Source organism: Aliinostoc maniaoense (genome assembly GCF_058172895.1).
The window spans coordinates 1,956,677-1,977,175 of sequence record NZ_CP187952.1 but is presented as its reverse complement, the minus strand read 5'-3'; the positions used below and the strand labels follow the sequence as shown (position 1 = coordinate 1,977,175).

The following is a 20,499-nucleotide window of genomic DNA, read 5'->3' as shown; positions in this document are numbered from 1 at the left end:
GCCAATAGGTTTCCTAGATTACTATGGACTCTTTGCTTCTAGGTCAACTTGTACATACCAGCTTTCCTGTAGTGGGATTTCAAACGGTGGTGAGTCACGATATCCCCCCGGAAATTAAACAAGTCTTCATTGAACAGGTAGTCTATCAGTACTGGGATTCCTATAATCCACCAACGGCTGGGTATCGAGCCGCTTATTTACACCAGCTAACCCCCGAGCATAGCTTGTTCGGTTGGTTATACAACGATGGATTAGATGATTTTGGTCGTAGTGACGTTCCCTACTTCATTGCTTATTATCTCCCAGGTCAACTACAGCCTCCCCAACTAGAAAATATTTTTATTTGCTTATGCACAGGGCCAGTCAACTTGATAGATAGGCAAAATCTGCCGATGTCTTTAGAAACCTTAACAATTCCAGACTTATGGAGTTACCAACCTGTGCGGACTGGGGTGAAAATTCCCCAAGATATGATCAAGCATAACCAAATGGCTCTGAAGCAGGGAGAATTACTCAATTTGTTTGTTTTTACTGTGGAGGAGAAAATACAAGATAGTGCAATTGCTGATCAAAATTTATTAGCCGGGAGCAGGGGAGAAAAGTCTGAGGAAAAACCTGCTGTCATCAAAACCGTGGGATATTCTCAGCCAAGTTCCCACCAAACAATCATTCAGCATGATTTGCCCTTAATTATCCCCTCAATAGCAGATTATCAACAGATACTTTTAGCTAAAGCTAACATTCAAGATCGTCACAAAGCTGCTGCTAGTTCCCCTGAAAAATCAACTTTGCTCCTGGGAATCATCGCTAGCAATGTTTTTTTACTGATATTAATATTGATCGGTTACTATTTTCTCAAAGTTGCACCCTTGACTACTGTTCCCAAAATTCCCGATTCTATTCCTAAGCGCAGTCCTGTTATTAGTCCCAAAAATATTACTCTCTCTCAAACATTAACTGGCCATGCAGATCCGGTATGGTCGATGGTGTTAACCAATAATGGCCAGACTTTGGTAAGTGCCAGTGCAGATAAAACTATTAAGGTTTGGAATTTAGAGACTAAAAAAAATATTGCCACACTATCAGGACATAGAGATACTGTCAGAGCGATCGCACTTAGTGCAGATGAACAAACTCTGGCTAGTGGCAGTGGAGATCAAACCATCAAGATTTGGAATTTTCAAACTTTTGAGCTGATGAAGCAACTGACTCCCCATGCAGGCCCGGTTTGGTCTGTGGCTCTTAGCCATGATGGACAGATTCTCGTCAGTGGCAATGAAGATGGTAGCATCAAAATTTGGAACTTATACACAGATAAGCTCATCCGCACCATTCAAGGACATCAGGGTCGGGTGTTCTCTGTAGCTATTAGTCCTGATGGTCAGACTTTAGCGACTGGAGGTCTTGACAAAACCATCAAAGTGTGGGATATACATACAGGCAAACTAATATGTGCGATCGCTCAACACCAAGACGCTGTACGCTCAGTCATCTTTAGCCACGATGGTAAAAAACTCGCCAGTGCTAGTTGGGATAAAACTATTAAAATTTGGGATTGGCGAACTAGTCAACTCCTACGTACCTTAGTTGGTCATAGTTCACGGGTAGTTACCCTCAGTTTGGGCAGTAATCAGCAAACTCTCGTTAGTGGCAGCATCGATCATCATATCAAAATTTGGGATTGGCAAAGCGGTGAATTACTGCGTACCTTAGCTGGCCATTCTGACTGGATTTTAGCGATCGCCACTAGCCCCAACAGACAAATCCTCGTCAGTAGTAGTAAAGACAAAACCATCAAAATTTGGCAACCCCAAATCAATACTAACTAGCTCGACTGAAAGATGTTGCGTATGCTGACTCAATCACATTCAATAATTCTATAATATCATACGGTTTACTCACAAAATAAGCAGTAGCTACAGATGAGCTTAATTCATCTATATGCTTATGAGCTGTAACTAACACAGTTACTAAATTAATTCCTTTTAACATTAAATGTTGGCACACCTCAGTTCCTGTGAGTTGAGGCATTCTGTAATCTAAAATTAGTAAATCTGGTTTTTCTTGCAGCACTTGTTCTAAGGCTTCTTTGCCATCCCGTGCTTCTATAACTTCCCAGTTTTCTTCCTCTAGTAAAAAAGCTAGAAGAGTACGGCTATCATCATCATCATCTGCAATCAGCACTTTTCGCCTAGCTAAATTCTCAGATTTCATTCCCTTTTTTCCCCTCTTGGTATAGTAAAAGTAAAAGGAGCAATATCTAATTGAGCAATATTGAATATTGGAGTGGGTTTTAAACTCACTTCTACAAAATCAGAGTTGTATATTTTATTCACTGCTACTACTACTGTCCCGCCTTTATTTGCTATCTCCAAAGCTTGCAAAAAATAGCGCAACAGTTTGCGTAAAAGAATATTTAAATCAGCCACTACCATAATTGGCTCTGTCAAGTCCAGAACAATTTCAACCTCACGAATTTTCGCCTCAGTCGATAACAAATCAACTAAATTACAGATGACATTCGTAAGTAACAAAGTCTCAGGAACATCTCGTTCACAAGATGCTAACCTGCGCCAAAGTGTAGCACGGTGGCGAAATAATTCAATTGATTTTTCTGCCTGCTGAAGCAATTGCCTGGCATAATCTATACGATTAACCATTACCATTCGAGATACAACTTCTAGTTGTAAGCGAGTTGCTTGATGCGCCTGGATAATGTCTTGACGCAGATTTTCTAAAGGTTGATAGTCATCAGCATTTGATTCTAAAACACGGTGAACATCTTTTTCTAAATTTGCTACCAAAAATTCTGCTTCAATACCATGAGCAGCACAAATTAGTATCTCTTTCAATCGTTGTCTCACATCTGGACTACGTGCAGAAATACTTAACACTCCAACTATTTCCCCTTGCTCATTACGCAGAGGAGTTCCCTGACAACTAAAAGGATGAAACCCCTCAATAAAATGCTCGGCTGCTACAATTTCTGCATAACTTTCTTCAGCTAGCGGTGTACCAATACCATTAGCACCAGCCACAGCTTCTGACATCAAAGTTCCAGGTACAGGAAATCCTTCTGTCCCGTGTATGGTTTCCTGATCCCCAAATACATCTAATAAGACAGCATGATGATTACTTAACATTACCGCATGACGTTCTCTGCCTACGGCTTTTGATAAGATGCGGAAATAAGGCCGAGCCGCATTAATTAAATAAGTACTTGACTTTACTAAACGTTCAGTATCTAACCCTGAAAGCTTTTCTGCTTGTAAAGCATAAGGGTTTGCTCCTTGTAGATGTGATCTTTCCCAAGCACGATAAATCTCTGCGCGCAACAAATCAGTAGGTATTTTACCTATACTTCTATATATACGCCCTGCTTCTAATACATCAGTTACTGGAAAAGACATGGCTGAGTATTTGTATATATTTTAATTTAAAGATTAGTTGTACTCTCGATTTTACAGGAATTTGTCCAAGAATAGATAGATATTGGTACTTGTAACCTGGGCATAAACACTGAAAAATCTAGCAACCCCGTCATTTTGTATCAGTGTAAATACAGGGCTTCAAAAATTTTGGGTAATGTTCTTTAATTCTCAGATGCAATATATTTTACTCTCAAATTGTAGTGGATTAGATTTGGATAAAAAACGCAGATGTACGCAGATAAACGCCGATGAAACAAATTTTTTATGGCAACATTAAAACTCCCTTGAGGGATGGTCATCTAGCCCACGCCAAAATAACTATATTTTTTGCACTACTTTAGCTTTGCCATGCCACTATTTATGTTCCAAAAATTAAATATGACTCCTATAATAAAAAACGCACAATATTCAGTTAATACATATTTTTATCTTGCCAAAGCCCCAATAGAAAATTTGTAATTTTAATCAAAATCTGAAAAAATAATATATAATTTTAATTATTATGTTATGCTGTATACAGCAATTGAAAACATCCAACTAACTCCTCAATGATACAGGAGTTTATTGTTATTAATATAGCAGAGTTTGAATAAAATTATCAATTTTTACAACTGTTATAGTGCAGTAATTGATAGTATGAGCATCCTTATATCTGAATTGATAAATTAGAACTCATTGTTGAATTATATCTTCCCCTATTCTTACTAGCTTTTGGCTACACGATTAGGGGATTTTCTTGTTTAAGAATGATAAATCATACTGGCGAAACACCTGCAATGTAGGGTGTGTTAGGCGTAAGCCGTAACGCACCGAAAATTCTGGAGTATACCGTACTCTAGCTGCTAATACCAATTCACCAAAATCATCAAACAGATCGAAATTCTCAAATAGTTAGAACGACTTGAAAAAACCAAACTATGTGAAGTAATGTAAAAAGATTGACATCTAGTTCGTAGTAAGGACTAACCTTCTCCTTCCCTACGGGAACGCTCCGCAAACAGTTCTTATTAGAGGACTAAAGTCCTGACTACAAACCTTGAATTATCTACACCGTTCTACTTACTTGTAACAATGAAAAAATATCTGCTTGTCTCTCCTTACTTAGATAATTAGAGAAAAGCAGATAAATATGAGAATTACCAAATTAACAATGCTGAATTTCTGGCATCTGTTTAATAATTAAGCAGGCATGGCAGCAGACTGAGTTAGACCTACAGCTTCTGCATATTTCAAGTAGGTTTCAACAGACGCAATTACGATGCGAGCTTCAATAGCTAGTAATTCAATACCAACTAAAGAAACACGTACCCAAGCATCTACAACGATACCTTTGTCTAAAATACGGTCAATAACTTCTGCCAAGCTTGAAGAAGAATTGGTTTTTTCGACTGCCATTTTTTTGTACCTTAAATATTTGCGTTATTGAACTTAATTCGCTGGAAATTATCATGCCAGAATCACTTAAATTAATCCTGACATTTGAGTGTTTGCTTAATAATTAAGCAGGCATGGCGGCGGACTGAGTTAGACCTACAGCTTCTGCATATTTCAAGTAGGTTTCAACAGACGCAATCACGATGCGAGCTTCAATAGCTAATAATTCAATACCAACCAAAGAAACACGTACCCAAGCATCTACAACGATACCTTTGTCTAAGATACGGTCAATAACTTCTGCCAAGCTTGAAGAAGAATTGGTTTTTTCGACTGCCATTTTTTTACACTTGAACTCATTGTTGATTTTTAGTAGGAGCTAGACATTTGTCTTGTCTCACCACTGAATCTATATTAAACATACGTTTTTATGTATGTAAATAGTTTGACCAGAGAAAAATTGTTTAACAAATGTAAAATCCGGGAGAATGTTAGTAAAAAATAGCAGGTTCTTGTGAGAAATGTATGTGTTCAATTTCCTGATGATTTTAAATATAAGTTTTCAGGTTGTTTTTTGTTGATTTTGTAATTTTTAATGTAATTCTTTTTATTGCAACAATTTGGAGAAGGATTTCACCTGTCAACATAGATGAAAGTGCTGATTCCATTGGGCTTACAGGGTTTTTACAATAAATTAGCAAAATTAAGTAATTATACGGTTATCAAAACAGAAATAAATAACATAATGAGTTGCTCAAAGTCATCTTCATCTACAAATAGCGTTTAATTTTTGGCAGTCACTAGAAAATAGATTATCCGCACTGGATGGATTGGTAGGGTACATCAGTTTGAGAAAACCAACTATACCCAAAAGTTATTCATACTGACGCACCCTACATTTTGGATATTTTGTGATCTGGAAGTTCCTGAAAAGTTGACTGTCTGGGTGCGATCGCTCATCAAATAAACTACTTCATAGATACTATCTTTGTTGAAAACTTAGTATCCGTTAAAACCGCCGCCAATTTGGGAACTATAAATCAAATTATCCCTGTCAATCAATCTATTAACTTGATTGGCAGTATCTACCAAGCCCTTGTATACTGCCTGAGAGTATGTCTGTTCTTTACCCCTATTAAAACTGCTATGGCTAAGTTCTAAGTCGGAAATTGTATGAAGTATGTTGTCTGGCTCTTTATCCCGAATCAAAATTTCCCTGCGATGGATACTACTGATTCCTGTTGTTTTGCAAACATTAGGAGCAGTTGGGTTGGTGAGCTATTTGTCTCATCGCAGTGGAGAGCAAGCAGTCGAGAACTTAGCTAATCAGTTGGTGGGGGAAGTTAGCCATTGCATTCAAGATCGGCTCGATACTTATTTGGCAAGACAACAGCAAGCAGTTGAGCAGGGTAGTCTGAGCGTTTTTTTAAAGTTGCATTTCTCAGATTTAGGTAATGTATTGATTATTGAGCGTTCTGGAGACTTGGTAGCGGCTTCTACTGATATAACTCAGGTAAATGATCAACTTTCGAGATTGCCAGGTGTGCAGAGTGGGGATATACAAACCCGATCGCTAACCCAAACACTGCTAAAAAAATACGGTAGTTTTCGTCATATTCAAACAACTACACTACTGGATTTAAATATTAACCAAGAACGGCAGTTTGTACAAATTACTCCCTATAGCGATCGCAATGGAGTAGATTGGCTAGTAATTATATCTGTGCCAGCCGCCAAATTCGTCACCGCAATTGAGGCTAATAAAACCCAGATATTTGAATTGTATTTTTTAATACTAATTTCTGCTAGTATTACTAGTATATTTACTGCGAATTTGATCAGCAAACCGATTTTAAATCTCAGTTATGCCAGCCAAGCTTTAGCGCGGAGTGAAGCAGCTTTGAGAGCAGCCCAGGAAGTTGCTCATATTGGTAGTTGGGAATTTGATGTTCTCAGTGAAATTACTATATGGTCGGAAGAACTTTATCACATTCATCAGCGCGATATTAATCAACCTCCCCCTTCTCCTGAAGAACTAGGTAATCAAATTATTCATCCTGACTATCATTTAGCCTATCAATCCTATATTGAAGAACTGTATCGGGGGAAAAAAGCCGAGCGAGATTTTCAGATTATTTTACCGGATGGCTCTGTGCGCTATGTTGCGGCTAAAGGTAAACCGATTTTTGATCACCAGGGAAAAGTGGTGCGGATAGTCGGAACGGTTTTAGATATTACTGAACGTAAACAGGCAGAACTAGAACTCAAACAAGTGCGAGACTTGCGAGAAGCAATTTTTAATGAATCTACCGATGCGATTTTTTTGGTAGAACCTCCCCCGAAAAGACTGATTCTGGATTGTAATCAGCAAGCTGTCAGACTATTTGAGGTTGAGAGTAAAGCGGAATTAATTGGCATTGAAGGAAATATCCTCCAAAAACGACAGTTTACACAGGAGGAATTGGCGGAGATTGCTATTGAGATTGAACAGCAAGGATTTTGGAGTCGGGAAGTAGAATACCTAACTAAAAAAGGAAACACCTTTTGGGGTAATTTAGCAGCCAAGATGATTCAGGTAGCAGGAAAATCAATGTATCTTGTCCGATTGACGGATATTACTGAACGCAAGCGCATCGCTACTGCCCTACAACAAAGTCAAGCACAGCTAAAAAATTTGGCAGATGCTTCACCAGCCGTCATGTATACCGTTGTAGAATATCCAAGTGGCCCCGTTCGTTATGAATACCTGAGTCCAGTCTTTGAGGCAATTCATGAAATCTCAGTGGGGGAGGCTATCGACAATCCTAGTATTATTTTTCGCCAGATTCATCCAGAAGATATTTTAAGTTATCAGCAAGCAGTTGCCCAGAGTATAGACAAGATGCAACCGTTTAAACATGAATGGCGCATCATTACACCTACGGGTAAAATCAAATGGATTCAAGCTAATTCTCGCCCTCAATTGCGGGAAAATGGAGAAATTGCTTGGCATGGGATAGTTCAAGAAGTAAGCGATCGCAAACAACTAGAACTAGCATTGCAAGCTTCCCAAGCTAAATTGAAGGATATTCTCAACAGTGCCAGTGCAAGCATTACGAGTATGCGAGTGTATCAAGATGGTTCTTGGGATATTAATCATGTGTCGGCGGGTTGTGAAGTCATATCTGGTTACACAGCTGAAGAACTAAGGAATGATAAATATCTGTGGGTAAGTCGCATTGCTCCAGAAGATAGAGAAAGTATGACATCTGTGTTGTTTGACAATATTTTTGCTGAACGGACAGTAACTTATGAGTATCGTATATATCACAAAGATGGGAGTGTGCGCTGGATATCCGAAACTTTAAATTCTCGTTGGGATGCAGCAGAAAACTGCTGGTTTGTGACTGGCATTTCCTCAGATATCACCGATCGCAAGCATAGCGAAGCTGAACGCCAACAAATCGATCAAATGAAAAATGAATTTATCTCCGTCGTCAGCCATGAACTTCGCACACCCTTGACAGCTATTCATGGCGCATTGGGAATGCTAGCATCAGGAGTTTTTGACAAACGCCCCCAACGAAGTCAAGAAATGCTCACCATTGCATTGAATAATTGCGATCGCTTAGTACGTCTAGTCAACGATATTCTCGATTTAGAACGGTTGGAATCTGGGAAAACTCAGTTAGTGATGGAGTCTTGCCAAGTGGATGTGCTGATGCAGCAAGCTGTAGATGCTGTGCAGGCGATCGCATTACAGGCTGGTATTATCCTAGAAGTTACCCCCTTATCGGTGACAATTTCTGCTGCTCCTGATGCGATCGTTCAAACTCTGATTAACCTGTTAAGTAATGCCATCAAATTTTCTCCTAATGATAGCAAAATTTGGTTAACCGCAGAGATCCAAAAAGAAATAGGAGAACAGCAGAACACTTATGTCTTATTTACTGTCAAAGATCAGGGGAGGGGTATTCCCGATGATAAGTTAGAGAAAATTTTTGGACGTTTCCAACAGGTTGATGTTTCTGACGCTCGCCAAAAAGGGGGAACTGGATTAGGCTTGGCTATTTGTAAAAGCATCGTAGAGCAGCATAACGGCCAAATTTGGGTAGAAAGCGTTTTTGGTCAAGGCAGCAGCTTTTATTTTACATTACCAGTCAAAATATAGCGGTTTACCAAGCCCCAATCTCGTAAGGCTTCCCCACAGGTGGAACAAAATTTAGATCCGGCTGCGCTTTGGTGTCCTTTACTACAAGTAAAATAATTCATAAATAAATTTTATATACTCATATTTCTACTGCCAAAGCAGATGTACTTAAATATATAGGATTTTTACACACAAAACTATTGTGTGTTATTTAAATTATCGGAAGTATATTTTATTTTCACTTGCTATGACAGTCTTGTAGTTTGCATAACTTACAACTTACTTTTAGCTGCTTCTTGTTGTGCTGTTTCACTATATTTTTTATACAATTGTGTGCGTATTTTCGCTTCTTGATAGCGACTGTGATCTGATGGCACTGCTGCCATTAAATCAGAGGCTCTTTGCCACATAGCTGCTAGCTCTAACCATTGGGTTGAGGTGGTTGCTGTTTTACCAGCAGCAGAGGCTTGATTGGCAATTCGCACAGCTGCGGCAAATGAATCATCAGATTTATTGTCTGCTGATGGTGTCGAATTACTATTAACGTTAGCAAAATTAGTGTTATTGTCTAGCTTGACTAAGTTTTTCAGTTGTTCACCAAATTGGGTATACATAATCCAACCCAAGGGGAGCAATAAGCATAAACCTAATGCTAACTGCCATTTAATTTTGGGTGATTTTCTCGATTTATCTTTATGAGTTAGTGATGAAAATTCAGGTAAATTATGTTGTCCGAGTTCTTTAGATGCTTGAAAATCTTTAATGATTTGCTGCACGACACTTGGTTGAGTGAGGGTAATTTCCTGTGACCAGAGTACTTGATTTTCCCGCTCAATTTCTGTCAACCATAATAATTGTTGTTCCCGAACGATACGACTATTAATATTGACTCGGCGAATATTACGCGGTGCAATAGATTCAAGGATTTGGTGGATTTGTGCTACTAGGCTAGATTGCTCAAGTAGCTCTACTTTAGCGGCTTCACACAACAGTTGTAAGACACCATCGGCAAAAACAGCCCTGATTCTCACACCTGATTTAGTGAGGTTATCGTTTAATAGTTGAATAATCGCTGCAACGCTACCTTGATGAGCTTGCCAGGCGATATCGTTGATCCGATCTACCATTTTATATATATTGATGGCTTTTGAACCCTGATTATTTTAACTGAGTCATCGATTAAGGCTGCTGTTCTACTGAACTTTACCTTGTCTTCGATTTTATGGTTAAAAAGATCAGGTTGCCACATGAAATCTTAAAAATCTTACCTCTTTCTACTGAGATTGACACTCCCCCGACCGCTTAAACTTCGCTACGCTCGTTTAAGCAAAAAGTCGGGGGATTCTCCAAGAAGCACTTAGAAGGGACAGTCAAAAGTCCCACTACCTGCTCGACATCACTGAACATACGACACCCATGAGTCTTGCAGCTACGTTATTCAATTAATTAAATGCTTTCCGGGGTTCTCCACTAAGCCAATGTTGCGGTACACTCAGCTACTTGCCATTACTTACATTCTTGGGATATCGACTCAATGCGATTCCGAAGATGCCGGGAGTTCGCCGTACTAAGAAGCTTCAACGTGCAGGAGTATTACCTTACTCACTCTGTTATTTTACCATTTTTTTTGACTGCAACTAAAGTTGCACAAGTCACTTTTCCACCTCGATCTAAAGATGCGAGGCTACCAAGTTTCCCGCTAAAGTCGGGTGTAAATGATAAGTTGTATTGAAAGCGGCGGGAAACTCCATCCTCTTGCGGGTGGAGAGGGACAGCCGCCCCGCCTCTTGGGGCAAGGGCATGGGGCATTGGTAGCTTCTTCCCCATGCCCTATGCCCAATTCCCAATGCCTAAAAACTCCATACCCTTGTGGGTGGAGTTTTTTAGTAAGATTACCTGATTAGATTTTAAAGGTAAAATGATCAAGCCTGGAAGAAAGTCCAGTAGGCAGCCCTTAGCCCTCTTAAACAGATCACATCTAGATATGAACGCTACACAAGAACAACTAAAACTAAAACTGCAACAGGCTTTGATGGCTGCTTTTGGCGATGAGTACGCCGGAGTAGATCCGATTTTAGTTCCTGCTAGCAATCCCAAATTTGGGGATTATCAAGCCAATGTTGCTTTATCCCTGAGTAAAAAATTAGGACAGCAACCAAGAGCGATCGCCTCTGCTATTGTGGAAAAATTAGATATCTCCCAAATCTGTGAAACTCCAGAAATAGCGGGGCCTGGTTTTATTAATCTGAAGCTAAAAACAGCATATCTAGAAGCGCAACTAAACGCTATTCACGCAGATACCCGCTTAGGAGTCCCCCCAGCTAAACACCCCGAACGGGAAATTGTCGATTTTTCTAGTCCGAATATTGCCAAAGAAATGCACGTCGGACACTTGCGTTCTACCATTATCGGTGATTCCATCGCCCGGATTCTGGAATTTCGCGGACATGATGTCTTGAGATTAAATCATGTCGGTGATTGGGGTACACAATTTGGAATGTTAATTGCTTATCTGCGGGAAGTCTACCCAGAAGCTTTAACTACTGCCAATGCTTTAGATATCGGTGATTTAGTAAGTTTTTACCGTCAAGCTAAACAGCGATTTGATGGGGATGAAACCTTCCAAGAAACAGCCCGCCAGGAAGTTGTCAGATTACAAGCAGGCGCAGAAGATACCCTCCACGCTTGGAAATTGTTATGTGAACAATCACGCCAAGAATTTCAGGTGATCTATGATTTGTTGAATATTAAATTAACTGAGCGTGGTGAATCTTTTTATAACCCTTTACTTCCCCAAGTAGTAGAAGGTTTAGAACAATCAGGTTTATTAGTAGAAAACCAAGGTGCAAAATGTGTTTTCTTGGATGGTTTTACTAATAGAGAGGGTGAACCTTTACCTTTAATTGTGCAGAAATCAGATGGTGGTTATAACTATGCTACAACAGATTTAGCGGCATTAAATTACCGCATTCAAAATGATCAAGCTAAACGGATTATTTACGTTACCGATGCGGGACAAGCCAATCATTTTGCTCAATTCTTCCAAGTAGCACGTAAAGCCGGATGGATTCCTGATGATGTGGAATTAGTTCATGTTCCCTTTGGCTTGGTATTAGGTGAAGATGGCAAGAAATTCAAAACCCGTTCGGGAGATACTGTCAGATTGCGGGATTTATTAGATGAAGCAGTTGCTCGCGCTCGTGCTGATTTAGAAACAAGATTAACAGCAGAACAACGGGAAGAAACAGCAGAATTTATTGACAAAGTAGCGGAGGTAGTTGGTATTAGTGCGGTGAAGTATGCTGATTTAAGTCAAAACCGCACGAGTAACTATATTTTCAGCTATGATAAAATGCTGGATTTAAAAGGTAATACTGCTCCTTATATGTTGTATGCCTATGCGCGGATTCAAGGAATTAGCCGCAAAGGAGAGATTAACTTTGAAGAATTAGGTGATAACGCCAAAGTTATCTTGCAACATGAAACAGAATTTGCACTAGCTAAATTCTTATTGCAATTAGGTGAAGTTATTAGCACTGTTGAAGAAGATTTATTACCTAATCGTTTATGTGAATATCTCTATGAATTAAGTAAGAAGTTTAATGTGTTTTATGACCGCAATCAAGGAGTCCCTGTATTAAATGCAGAAGAACCACTGCGGACATCTCGTTTAGTTTTGTGTGATTTAACGGCGAGAACTTTAAAGTTAGGTTTATCTTTATTGGGGATTCAAGTATTAGAAAGGATGTAATATCAATTTACATTGAAGCTGCACAGTATTTTACCCATCCCTAAGAGCCTATTTATAAATTGCCGTAACGCATCATAATCACACGGTGCGTTACGCGTTGCTTTAACGCACCCTACTGGATTGTTGTTTGAGCCAGACTAGATGTTGATATCAGCAAAGATGTTATACCAATTCTCTATGAAGTTGCGCCAAATAAATGATGTAGAGACGTTGCATGCAACGTCTCTACAGTACAGAATAAAGTGCATCTTCATTAAGAAACTATTTGGCACGGCTGCATGAAAAATATGCTCTTCCTATCTATCCCATAGTGATTTATTCTCATGACTCGCCAAAAACACTACAACCTAATTCTTATCGCCTTGATTTCCCCAACAAAAAGGTGCTGGAATTTAATTATGAAGTTGTGCAGTTAAATCAATTAAGATGGCAAGATTTCGTCAATCAGAATAATCCTGTAGCGAGTGCTTTGATGGCTAAAATGCAGATGGATGTTCAAGAACGTCCTACAGTCAAGTTAAGCTCCCTACAGTTGTTAGCGAATTTGGGACTAAACCCCGCACAAATCCAGTTAATTTCCGGCTTTATTGATACCTATCTCAATTTGAATGCAGTAGAAGAACGCATATTTCAAGAACAACTTGCTAGTATTGAACCACAGCAGGAGGAAAGAGTGATGCAAATCGTTACCAGTTGGATGAGACAAGGTATACAGCAAGGTATACAGCAGGGAGAATTGACGCTAATCCTACGCCAACTTAACCGCCGATTAGGTGAAGTGAATCCTCAATTGCAAGAACGGATTCAACGTTTATCAACTGCTGAATTGGAAGATTTAGGGGAAGCGTTACTGGATTTTAGGACTACTGCTGATTTAGAAGCTTGGTTAGAAAATAGATAAAAATATTAGGACTTACGCAAGTGTCACAATCGGTGGTGGGTGCGTGACGCTATAAGTTTGATGACTACGTTCAAATCTTCTCATTGCGTCACGCAACGACAATAAAGCGAGAACTCAGAGCGGCGGAAGCCGCCGCTCTGAAGTTCGGTGGGAAGAAAAATCCACACCGCTTTTTGCCTCCCCTATGGAAAAAATATGCCAGTTGCGTAAGTCCTAAAGGTTATAAGTTAGCGATGCCTTTATTGGCTTTGTGGTTACGGCAAAGATTGGGGTAAGTCAATAATCAATAAAGATGTTTAAGTTATTCGATTGGTGGAAGAAAATTATCTTTAACTTATTAGCAAGTGTTATATTTTATACAACTATTCCTCTGCCTTATATCCAGGGTTTAGAATTTCATAATGTATCCCGATTTGCGCCTTTTGTGGGATTAATAATTGGCGGAATTTTGGGCTGTTTCGATGTGGGGATGAATTATTTGGGTGTACCTATCCTGACTCGTAGTGCTTTAATAGTCTGTGTGTGGATGGCTATCACTGGTGGGTTGCATTTAGATGGGGCGATGGATACGGCTGATGGGTTGGCTGTGGGAAATCCCGAACGCAGATTAGAAGTGATGGCGGATAGTGCTACTGGTGCATTTGGGGCAATGGTAGCGATCGCCTTAATATTATTAAAAACCACAGCCTTAACAGATATCACAGACAATCGGTGGTTAGTCTTGATGGCTGCTTGTGGTTGGGGACGTTGGGGACAACAGCTAGCAATTTGCTGTTATCCTTACTTAAAACCCACGGGTAAAGGTGCATTCCACAAACAAGCTATTCGTTCTTACCAAGATTTACTACCAGGGTTGTTGTTAATGTTGGCTGTGAGTGGTTTGGTTTGGGTTCTAGATGGATACAGTTTAGTTTTACCACTAACGATGGTGGTATTGGGGAGTGCGATCGCTTTTTGTACAGGTGCTTGGTTTAACCATAAATTAGGCGGACACACAGGGGATACTTATGGTGCAGTTGTAGAGTGGACTGAGGCTTTATTGCTTTGTGCAGTGACATTTTTATAATTAAGTCGTGGCGAATTGAGGGGAGAAATTTAAACACAAAGTTACGCAGAGAGTTCGCCACGAGCGATGATTTTTTGCGGTTTATTTCATTGGTTGTAATTTTGTGACTTTGAGTTTGAAAGGCCCAACTCCAGTTTCGCCAAAGGAGCGGACACGAATAATAAATGTCCCTGTTTCGTTGATGCGGGTAAATAATAAAGAATTACTAGTACCATCAGGGCCATCATCATTTTCTGCTAGTGTTGAACCATCGGGAGCTAACAGTGTGATAATGCTATCAAAACTATCTGAAGTTAAATCAATTGCTAAATTATCACCCTTATTTAGCTTGACTGCGTAATCACGAGCAAATCCACCTTGACCAGTGGGAATATCTTTTTCTGAAAGGGTATCACTAATCTCTTTAAAATCGGTTAAGAGAATAGGACTGTAAAGTTTATTATTTTGAGCAAAACTTGTATTTGTGCTGATACCAATTACAAATAATGTTGCAGGCAATACGATGATTCTACTGAAGTTTTTAATAATATTTCGACTAAGCATAGTAGGTGATGTTCCCAAAATCACGGGGCAATTTGGTTAATTATAGATTTTCCAGAGATAACTTGAGCATTAATTTTTAATACTTGTGTCTTTGAGAGGAGTAGCAACGGCGGCTAATCCTAAGACGGTAATTCCTGATTTACGGAGTGTTTGCACAGCCGACTTAGCAGTTGCGCCAGTTGTGTAAATATCATCTATTAATAATATTGACGCGTTTTGATGGATTTTGGGAAAATCTGCACCAATAGCAAAGGCTTCAGCCAAGTTTTTCTCTCGGTCTGATACGGATAAACCAAACTGTGCTTGAGTTTCACGGACTCTGATTAAGCCGTTTGATTTTAATTGTAATCCAGTTGTTTGACAAAAGCTCTGAGCAATTAATGCTGCTTGATTGTAACCCCGTTGTTTTTGCTTGCTGGCGTGCATGGGAATTGGCACTACTAAAATTCGTTGATTTTGATGCAGGGAATGTAATAGCCAAGTTTCCCCTAGCCATTGTCCCAAAGGACGAGCAATTTGGGGTTGATGATCATATTTCATCACAGCGATCGCTCTTTTGATCACTCCACCATACACCCCCCAACTAAATACGGGTATTGGCGGTTTCCATAAAGCTTGAGGCTGTGGGTGATGGCATTTTTGTAATTGTCGAGTGCAGTTTTCGCAAAACACCCCGGATGTAGCACGCTGACACAAAGGACAGTTAGACTGCAAAAATAAATCTAGCAAGCCTTTAAGCATAATTTGAGAGCCTCATTGATAGATAGGCAGGGGTATAATTCAAAACCCCTACACCCCTATACCCCTACACCCCTATACCCCTCTCCTCACCGTCACCTGTCACCTATCTAGATATTTCACATAAACGCGATCGCACCGTGGTGTTTCCAAGCCTGTAGCTGACTGATAGCCGTTGTTTTCATATAATTTGACTGCTTCTACCAACACGCTAGCGGTTTCAATCCAAATTTGCTCAAAACCACGGTTAGCGATCGCTGCTTCTAACTGTTGTAACAAATATTTCCCCAATCCCAAACCCCTAACACTCGGTAAAAGATACATTTTCCTTATTTCTACCGCTTTTTTTCCCCGATGGGTGGGATAGTATGCCCCCGTACCAACTATTTGGCTTTGGTGTTCAATTACCCAAAACTCGCCGCCTGTACTTAAGTAGCATTCTTCTACTTCTAGTACATCACGGTCAGCCCCTTTAGGTTCCCAACCCAAACCGTATTCTGATAACACGTAACTAATAATGGCGGCGGCTTTAGTGCGATCGCTTTTTTGCCAGTTACGAATTAAGAAATCTTTGTAGTAGCTGTGCATTACTGTGTGTGGGTCAGGTGTGTACAGAAAAGTCTCTGGATTGATTCCCGAATTTTACCCAGCATATAGCTTCTCTAGCTGATTTTAACTCACCTGACACCCTGAAGGCATGAATTTTCTCTATGCTTAAGAGTCAGCGACTTGAGTTTTGGGCATGATATTTACAACCAAATGCCATCCGATAAATTCTTTGTGCTAATATTACTTTTAATTGTTATAAGTTACGTAACCCATAACAAAACTACTGTTTTATGATGATTTAACTATGTCTCCGTCAGATGAATACCCTAAATACAAGGATAAAAGAACGGAGAGATTTGCGCTAGGAGAAAGAGTTAAAGAGTTTCAATCTTTTGAGAGACAAGCACAAAAAAGACTGGATATTTTAGAAGCCGCCCCTAATAAAGAAGCTTTGATGCAATTACCTAGTAATCGTTTTGAATCATTAGCAGGTGATAGAAAAGGTCAATACAGTATTCGCATCAATGAACAATGGAGAATTTGTTTTAATTGGCCTGATGATTTTTTGAAACCATTCAACATAGAGATTATAGATTATCACTAAAGGAGAGTTAAATGTCACGCCCACCAATTCATCCCGGTGAGATTCTAGCTGATGAAATTGCTGAACTTAGTATGACAGCTAGTGATTTAGCTCGTGTCCTCCATGTTCCCAAAAATAGAATTACCGAAATCATTAATGGCAGACGAGGAATAACAGCAGACACAGCATTACGACTAGGGCAATATTTTGGAACTGGTGGAGAATTTTGGCTCAATCTCCAGAAAAATTATGAATTAAGGTTAGCTGAACAAAGAGTGGGAAAGGAAATTCAGCAAACTATCTCTCCTCGTGTCTGAGTTTATTAATTTATCCTCTGAAATCACTGCAAATTCTCTGCGTACCTCTGTGTTTCAACGACTCAACAACAAAAGCCTAATTTAAGTTACTCATATTACTAAAAATTTCAATCAAATTACCATCAGGATCACGAAAATGGGCTGTTCTTAATCCCCATTCTGGACGATCCATTGGTTGAGTTACAATCATGGCATTGTTTTGTTTGAGATGATAATATAACTCATCAACATTATCGACAGCAAACACCAAAGCCATTTTATTTTGACATTCCATAGCTGAAGCTTGATAAGCACTCGGTACTGCTTCCGCCATTAACTCTTTTCTAAATAAAGCCAGTTTAATATAGTCTCCCGTGTGTAACTCAGCATAACCGCTATTTTCATCACCCCAATCAATCACAAAACCTAGGGCATCACGGTAGAACAAAAAACATTCTCTGTAATTGGAAACAAGTAACCTAATATGTGTTAACTGTAGCAACATAAATAAAGTGTGATTCTACTAACTATGGATTCTAGGTTGTGGATGTAAATTTGCGAGTAATTCACTTTCAACTATTGATAATTCATCTAGCCGTTGGTTGACAATTTCTCTGTCAAAGTAGGTATCAGCTAAAACCCAATAAGTACCGAAGTGTCTCGCTTCCGATGCCATTAAACTTTTATAAAATTTAGCTAATTCTATATCAGGACAGTGTTTAGCTAATAGCCCCAGGCGTTCATGGCTACGGGCTTCAATTAATCCTGTTACCAGTAAAGAATCTAAAAACCTTTCTGGTTCTTGGGGACGCACAGCCGCTTTTAACCCTGCACCATAGGGAGGTGGTGGTAAGGGTGCTAGGGGGATATTGCGCTTTTCTAGCCACTGATTCACCAATTCAAAATGTTCCAATTCTTCACGAGCGATCGCAGTTAATTCTCTCACCATTTTAGTATTAGATGGATAGCGAAACATAAAGTTTAACGCCACCCCAGCCGCTTTGCGTTCACAATGGGAATGATCAAGCAAAATGATGTCTAAATTAGAAATCGCTTGTTCTACCCAAGCATCACTAGTAGGTTGTTTGAGTGCATTGATAGTTGGCAACACAAATTTAAGCACAGATCAACAAATTGACAATAATAGGAATGCTGGTGAGTATCCCAGCACATTGATTTTAATGTGCTTAGGGATGTTTATGGATTTCTTAATTTTGAATTTTGAATTTTGAATTTTTATTCCCCAGCATGATAGGAACTGCGAACCAAAGGAGCAGAACGCACATGACTAAATCCCATGTCTTGGGCGATGTTACCGAGGTGGTCAAATTCCTCTGGTGTCCAGTATTTTTGGACTGGTAGATGAGCTAAGGAGGGGCGCATATACTGACCAATTGTAATGCGATCGCACTCTACGGATCTTAAATCTTTCATGGCTGTGATCACTTCTTCTACAGTCTCACCATGTCCCAGCATTAACCCTGATTTAGTGGCAATAGTAGAGTCTAATTCTTTGACTATAGCTAATACTCGCAAAGAGCGATCGTATTTAGCACCCCGACGCACTGGCCCTGTTAACCGTCTTACTGTCTCAATATTGTGGTTAAAGCAAGCTGGCTGGGCTTGTACAATCATTTCTAGACGTTGCCATTGTGCTGCTTCTCCTGCACCTGCACCACCCCAAAAATCCGGTGTCAAAACTTCAATTTGCGTCTCTGGGTTGAGTTGGCGAATAGCTGTCATAGTGTTGACAAAGTGACTTGCACCTTGGTCTGGCAAATCATCACGAGCTACAGAAGTTAACACTACATAACGCAATTCTAAAAGCTGTACTGATTCTGCTACCTTTTGCGGTTCTTGAGGATCAATTGGCATTGGTGCATGACCCTTATCTACTTGACAAAAAGCACAGGAACGGGTACATATTGGCCCCATTAATAAAAATGTGGCTGTTTTTTGGGCATAGCATTCACCCCGGTTGGGACAACGACCTTCTTCACAAATAGTATGAATTTGGCGTTGTTTAATAATCCGTTGTACTGTGGAGATTTCGCTGGCTTTACCGAGAGAACGGCGTAACCAGCTAGGCATAGCGGCAATTTCTGCTCTGATTTGGGCTGATTGAGAGGAAGTCATAATCAATGCAAAATTCAGAATGGGGGAATTGAAAGTAGGGACTGGGTAATCTGAGGATTTTGAGGTGCCAGCCTTAAATATTACCTTGACACAAAATTCCCCTTACGCAGCTAGAGGTTTAGGAAAACACTAGCTGCCATGAGATTTATACCGAAATATACTATCCCCCAATTAATGACAATGTTGAGTATAGTGGGAACATTCTCACAGTCAATCGGCGTAGCCGTTATTGAAAGTTAAATATTATTTTAGAGCAATCAGTCGTGGCAAGTAACAAAATTCTAGTTATCGATGACACTACCGTTGTCAGGGTAAAAGTACGAGAAATGCTACCTCCTGGCAATTTTGAGGTATTAGAAGCAAAAGACGGTTTAGAAGGGTTAAATCTCATCCGTCAAGAAAAACTCAGCTTGATTATGTTGGATTTTCTCTTACCTAAAATGAGTGGTTGGGAAGTTTTTCAACAAGTCCAGGCTCATCCTGATTTAAGAAAGATTCCTTTAGTAATTATGTCTGGTCGAAAGGAAGAGGTCACAGAAAAAATGACCGAACCTTTTGAATACTTTGAGTTTTTGGGTAAACCTTTTGATCAAAAGCAGTTAATTGGTGCTATTAAGGCAGCGATGACTAAAGCTAAACTGCCACGTCCAGAACCTGTGGCAGCAGCAGTTACCACCGCTAGAAATCATACAACTGCTACGGGGGCGATCGCAACTGGTGCTGTGGCAACTGCTAGCGTCACCAAAACTGCTACAGTCGCGCATCCTGAAACGGAAACTACTTCTGCGGCTGAAATTCAAGCACTCAATGAAAAAATTACCAAAATGCAAGCAGAGATTGATGGCTTAAAGAAACAGTTAGCTCAGGTAGTAACTTTTATTAAACAAAAAATCAAGTAGCATTGCTATTCCCTGATTTGTGATCTCCTTGTGATACTTTGTCAGAAAATATCTCAATTGGTATTTCACTACAGTCTATTCATTTGTTGCCAAAGGATGCGAT

General features: G+C 39.7%; 21 protein-coding genes. 9 read left to right on the top strand and 12 right to left on the bottom strand.

Annotated elements, in window-relative coordinates:
* Positions 1 to 23 precede the first annotated feature (23 nt).
* Positions 24 to 1,829: a WD40 repeat domain-containing protein gene (locus ACPZ3T_RS08855; protein WP_490275306.1), complete on the top strand. Its 1,806-nt coding sequence runs from the start codon at positions 24 to 26 to the stop codon at positions 1,827 to 1,829.
* On the opposite strand, the gene ACPZ3T_RS08850 is transcribed toward ACPZ3T_RS08855, so the two are convergent.
* From ACPZ3T_RS08850 to gvpA (ACPZ3T_RS08835), 4 genes are all read right to left on the bottom strand, one after another.
* Positions 1,822 to 2,214 (bottom strand): response regulator, encoded by a 393-nt coding sequence (locus ACPZ3T_RS08850; protein ID WP_490275304.1) that lies wholly within the window; start codon positions 2,212 to 2,214, stop codon positions 1,822 to 1,824. The two genes, ACPZ3T_RS08855 and ACPZ3T_RS08850, sit on opposite strands and share 8 nt — an antisense overlap.
* Positions 2,211 to 3,410 (bottom strand): GAF domain-containing protein, encoded by a 1,200-nt coding sequence (locus tag ACPZ3T_RS08845; RefSeq protein WP_490275302.1) that lies wholly within the window; start codon positions 3,408 to 3,410, stop codon positions 2,211 to 2,213. Before ACPZ3T_RS08845 ends, ACPZ3T_RS08850 begins: the two co-directional genes overlap by 4 nt.
* Positions 3,411 to 4,610: 1,200 nt before the next feature.
* The gene (gene gvpA, locus ACPZ3T_RS08840) at positions 4,611 to 4,826 is read right to left on the bottom strand and encodes a gas vesicle structural protein GvpA (RefSeq protein WP_010996411.1); all 216 of its coding nucleotides are present in this window, start codon (positions 4,824 to 4,826) and stop codon (positions 4,611 to 4,613) included.
* A 103-nt stretch (positions 4,827 to 4,929) separates the two neighbouring features.
* Positions 4,930 to 5,145 carry a gas vesicle structural protein GvpA gene (gene gvpA, locus ACPZ3T_RS08835; protein WP_010996411.1) on the bottom strand — a complete coding sequence of 72 codons (216 nt, stop codon included), beginning with the start codon at positions 5,143 to 5,145 and terminating at the stop codon, positions 4,930 to 4,932.
* An 840-nt stretch (positions 5,146 to 5,985) separates the two neighbouring features.
* Between gvpA (ACPZ3T_RS08835) and ACPZ3T_RS08830 the strand changes: the two genes are divergently transcribed.
* On the top strand, positions 5,986 to 8,955 hold the full coding sequence (locus ACPZ3T_RS08830; RefSeq protein ID WP_490275300.1) for a PAS domain-containing protein: 2,970 nt from the start codon (positions 5,986 to 5,988) through the stop codon (positions 8,953 to 8,955).
* Between the two features lie 251 nt (positions 8,956 to 9,206).
* Here the strand turns inward: ACPZ3T_RS08830 and ACPZ3T_RS08825 are convergent, their stop codons facing one another.
* Both ACPZ3T_RS08825 and ACPZ3T_RS08820 read right to left on the bottom strand, forming a co-directional pair.
* Positions 9,207 to 10,061 (bottom strand): hypothetical protein, encoded by an 855-nt coding sequence (locus ACPZ3T_RS08825; RefSeq protein ID WP_490275298.1) that lies wholly within the window; start codon positions 10,059 to 10,061, stop codon positions 9,207 to 9,209.
* A 475-nt stretch (positions 10,062 to 10,536) separates the two neighbouring features.
* The gene (locus ACPZ3T_RS08820) at positions 10,537 to 10,761 is read right to left on the bottom strand and encodes a hypothetical protein (RefSeq protein ID WP_490275297.1); all 225 of its coding nucleotides are present in this window, start codon (positions 10,759 to 10,761) and stop codon (positions 10,537 to 10,539) included.
* A gap of 157 nt (positions 10,762 to 10,918) precedes the next feature.
* Here ACPZ3T_RS08820 and argS point away from each other — a divergent pair, with 157 nt between their 5' ends.
* The 4 genes from argS to cobS all read left to right on the top strand — a co-directional run bounded on the left by argS (position 10,919) and on the right by cobS (position 14,652).
* Positions 10,919 to 12,685, top strand: a complete 1,767-nt coding sequence (gene argS, locus ACPZ3T_RS08815; protein WP_490275295.1) for an arginine--tRNA ligase — start codon at positions 10,919 to 10,921, stop codon at positions 12,683 to 12,685.
* A 265-nt stretch (positions 12,686 to 12,950) separates the two neighbouring features.
* Positions 12,951 to 13,586 (top strand): DUF4351 domain-containing protein, encoded by a 636-nt coding sequence (locus ACPZ3T_RS08810; protein ID WP_490275293.1) that lies wholly within the window; start codon positions 12,951 to 12,953, stop codon positions 13,584 to 13,586.
* A gap of 83 nt (positions 13,587 to 13,669) precedes the next feature.
* Positions 13,670 to 13,861: a hypothetical protein gene (locus ACPZ3T_RS08805; RefSeq protein WP_490275291.1), complete on the top strand. Its 192-nt coding sequence runs from the start codon at positions 13,670 to 13,672 to the stop codon at positions 13,859 to 13,861.
* 17 nt (positions 13,862 to 13,878) lie between these two features.
* Positions 13,879 to 14,652 (top strand): adenosylcobinamide-GDP ribazoletransferase, encoded by a 774-nt coding sequence (gene cobS / locus ACPZ3T_RS08800; protein ID WP_490275289.1) that lies wholly within the window; start codon positions 13,879 to 13,881, stop codon positions 14,650 to 14,652.
* Positions 14,653 to 14,733: 81 nt separating this feature from the next.
* Here the strand turns inward: cobS and ACPZ3T_RS08795 are convergent, their stop codons facing one another.
* The 3 genes from ACPZ3T_RS08795 to ACPZ3T_RS08785 form a co-directional block, all read right to left on the bottom strand.
* The gene (locus tag ACPZ3T_RS08795; protein WP_490275287.1) at positions 14,734 to 15,195 is read right to left on the bottom strand and encodes a PPC domain-containing protein; all 462 of its coding nucleotides are present in this window, start codon (positions 15,193 to 15,195) and stop codon (positions 14,734 to 14,736) included.
* A gap of 69 nt (positions 15,196 to 15,264) precedes the next feature.
* Positions 15,265 to 15,936, bottom strand: a complete 672-nt coding sequence (locus ACPZ3T_RS08790) for a ComF family protein (protein ID WP_490275285.1) — start codon at positions 15,934 to 15,936, stop codon at positions 15,265 to 15,267.
* Positions 15,937 to 16,035: 99 nt separating this feature from the next.
* The gene (locus ACPZ3T_RS08785) at positions 16,036 to 16,521 is read right to left on the bottom strand and encodes a GNAT family N-acetyltransferase (protein WP_490275283.1); all 486 of its coding nucleotides are present in this window, start codon (positions 16,519 to 16,521) and stop codon (positions 16,036 to 16,038) included.
* 265 nt (positions 16,522 to 16,786) lie between these two features.
* On the opposite strand from ACPZ3T_RS08785, the gene ACPZ3T_RS08780 reads away from it, so the two are divergent.
* Positions 16,787 to 17,086 (top strand): type II toxin-antitoxin system RelE/ParE family toxin, encoded by a 300-nt coding sequence (locus ACPZ3T_RS08780; RefSeq protein ID WP_490275281.1) that lies wholly within the window; start codon positions 16,787 to 16,789, stop codon positions 17,084 to 17,086.
* Between the two features lie 11 nt (positions 17,087 to 17,097).
* A complete protein-coding gene (locus ACPZ3T_RS08775; RefSeq protein ID WP_490275279.1) occupies positions 17,098 to 17,382 on the top strand; it encodes a HigA family addiction module antitoxin in 285 nt (94 codons plus the stop codon).
* 76 nt (positions 17,383 to 17,458) lie between these two features.
* On the opposite strand, the gene ACPZ3T_RS08770 is transcribed toward ACPZ3T_RS08775, so the two are convergent.
* From ACPZ3T_RS08770 to lipA, 3 genes are all read right to left on the bottom strand, one after another.
* Positions 17,459 to 17,866, bottom strand: a complete 408-nt coding sequence (locus tag ACPZ3T_RS08770) for a VOC family protein (RefSeq protein ID WP_490275277.1) — start codon at positions 17,864 to 17,866, stop codon at positions 17,459 to 17,461.
* A gap of 18 nt (positions 17,867 to 17,884) precedes the next feature.
* Positions 17,885 to 18,484 (bottom strand): MiaE family protein, encoded by a 600-nt coding sequence (locus ACPZ3T_RS08765; protein WP_490275275.1) that lies wholly within the window; start codon positions 18,482 to 18,484, stop codon positions 17,885 to 17,887.
* Between the two features lie 113 nt (positions 18,485 to 18,597).
* Positions 18,598 to 19,497 (bottom strand): lipoyl synthase, encoded by a 900-nt coding sequence (gene lipA, locus ACPZ3T_RS08760; protein WP_490275273.1) that lies wholly within the window; start codon positions 19,495 to 19,497, stop codon positions 18,598 to 18,600.
* Positions 19,498 to 19,760: 263 nt separating this feature from the next.
* Here lipA and ACPZ3T_RS08755 point away from each other — a divergent pair, with 263 nt between their 5' ends.
* Positions 19,761 to 20,396, top strand: a complete 636-nt coding sequence (locus ACPZ3T_RS08755; protein ID WP_490275271.1) for a response regulator — start codon at positions 19,761 to 19,763, stop codon at positions 20,394 to 20,396.
* Positions 20,397 to 20,499: the final 103 nt, after the last annotated feature.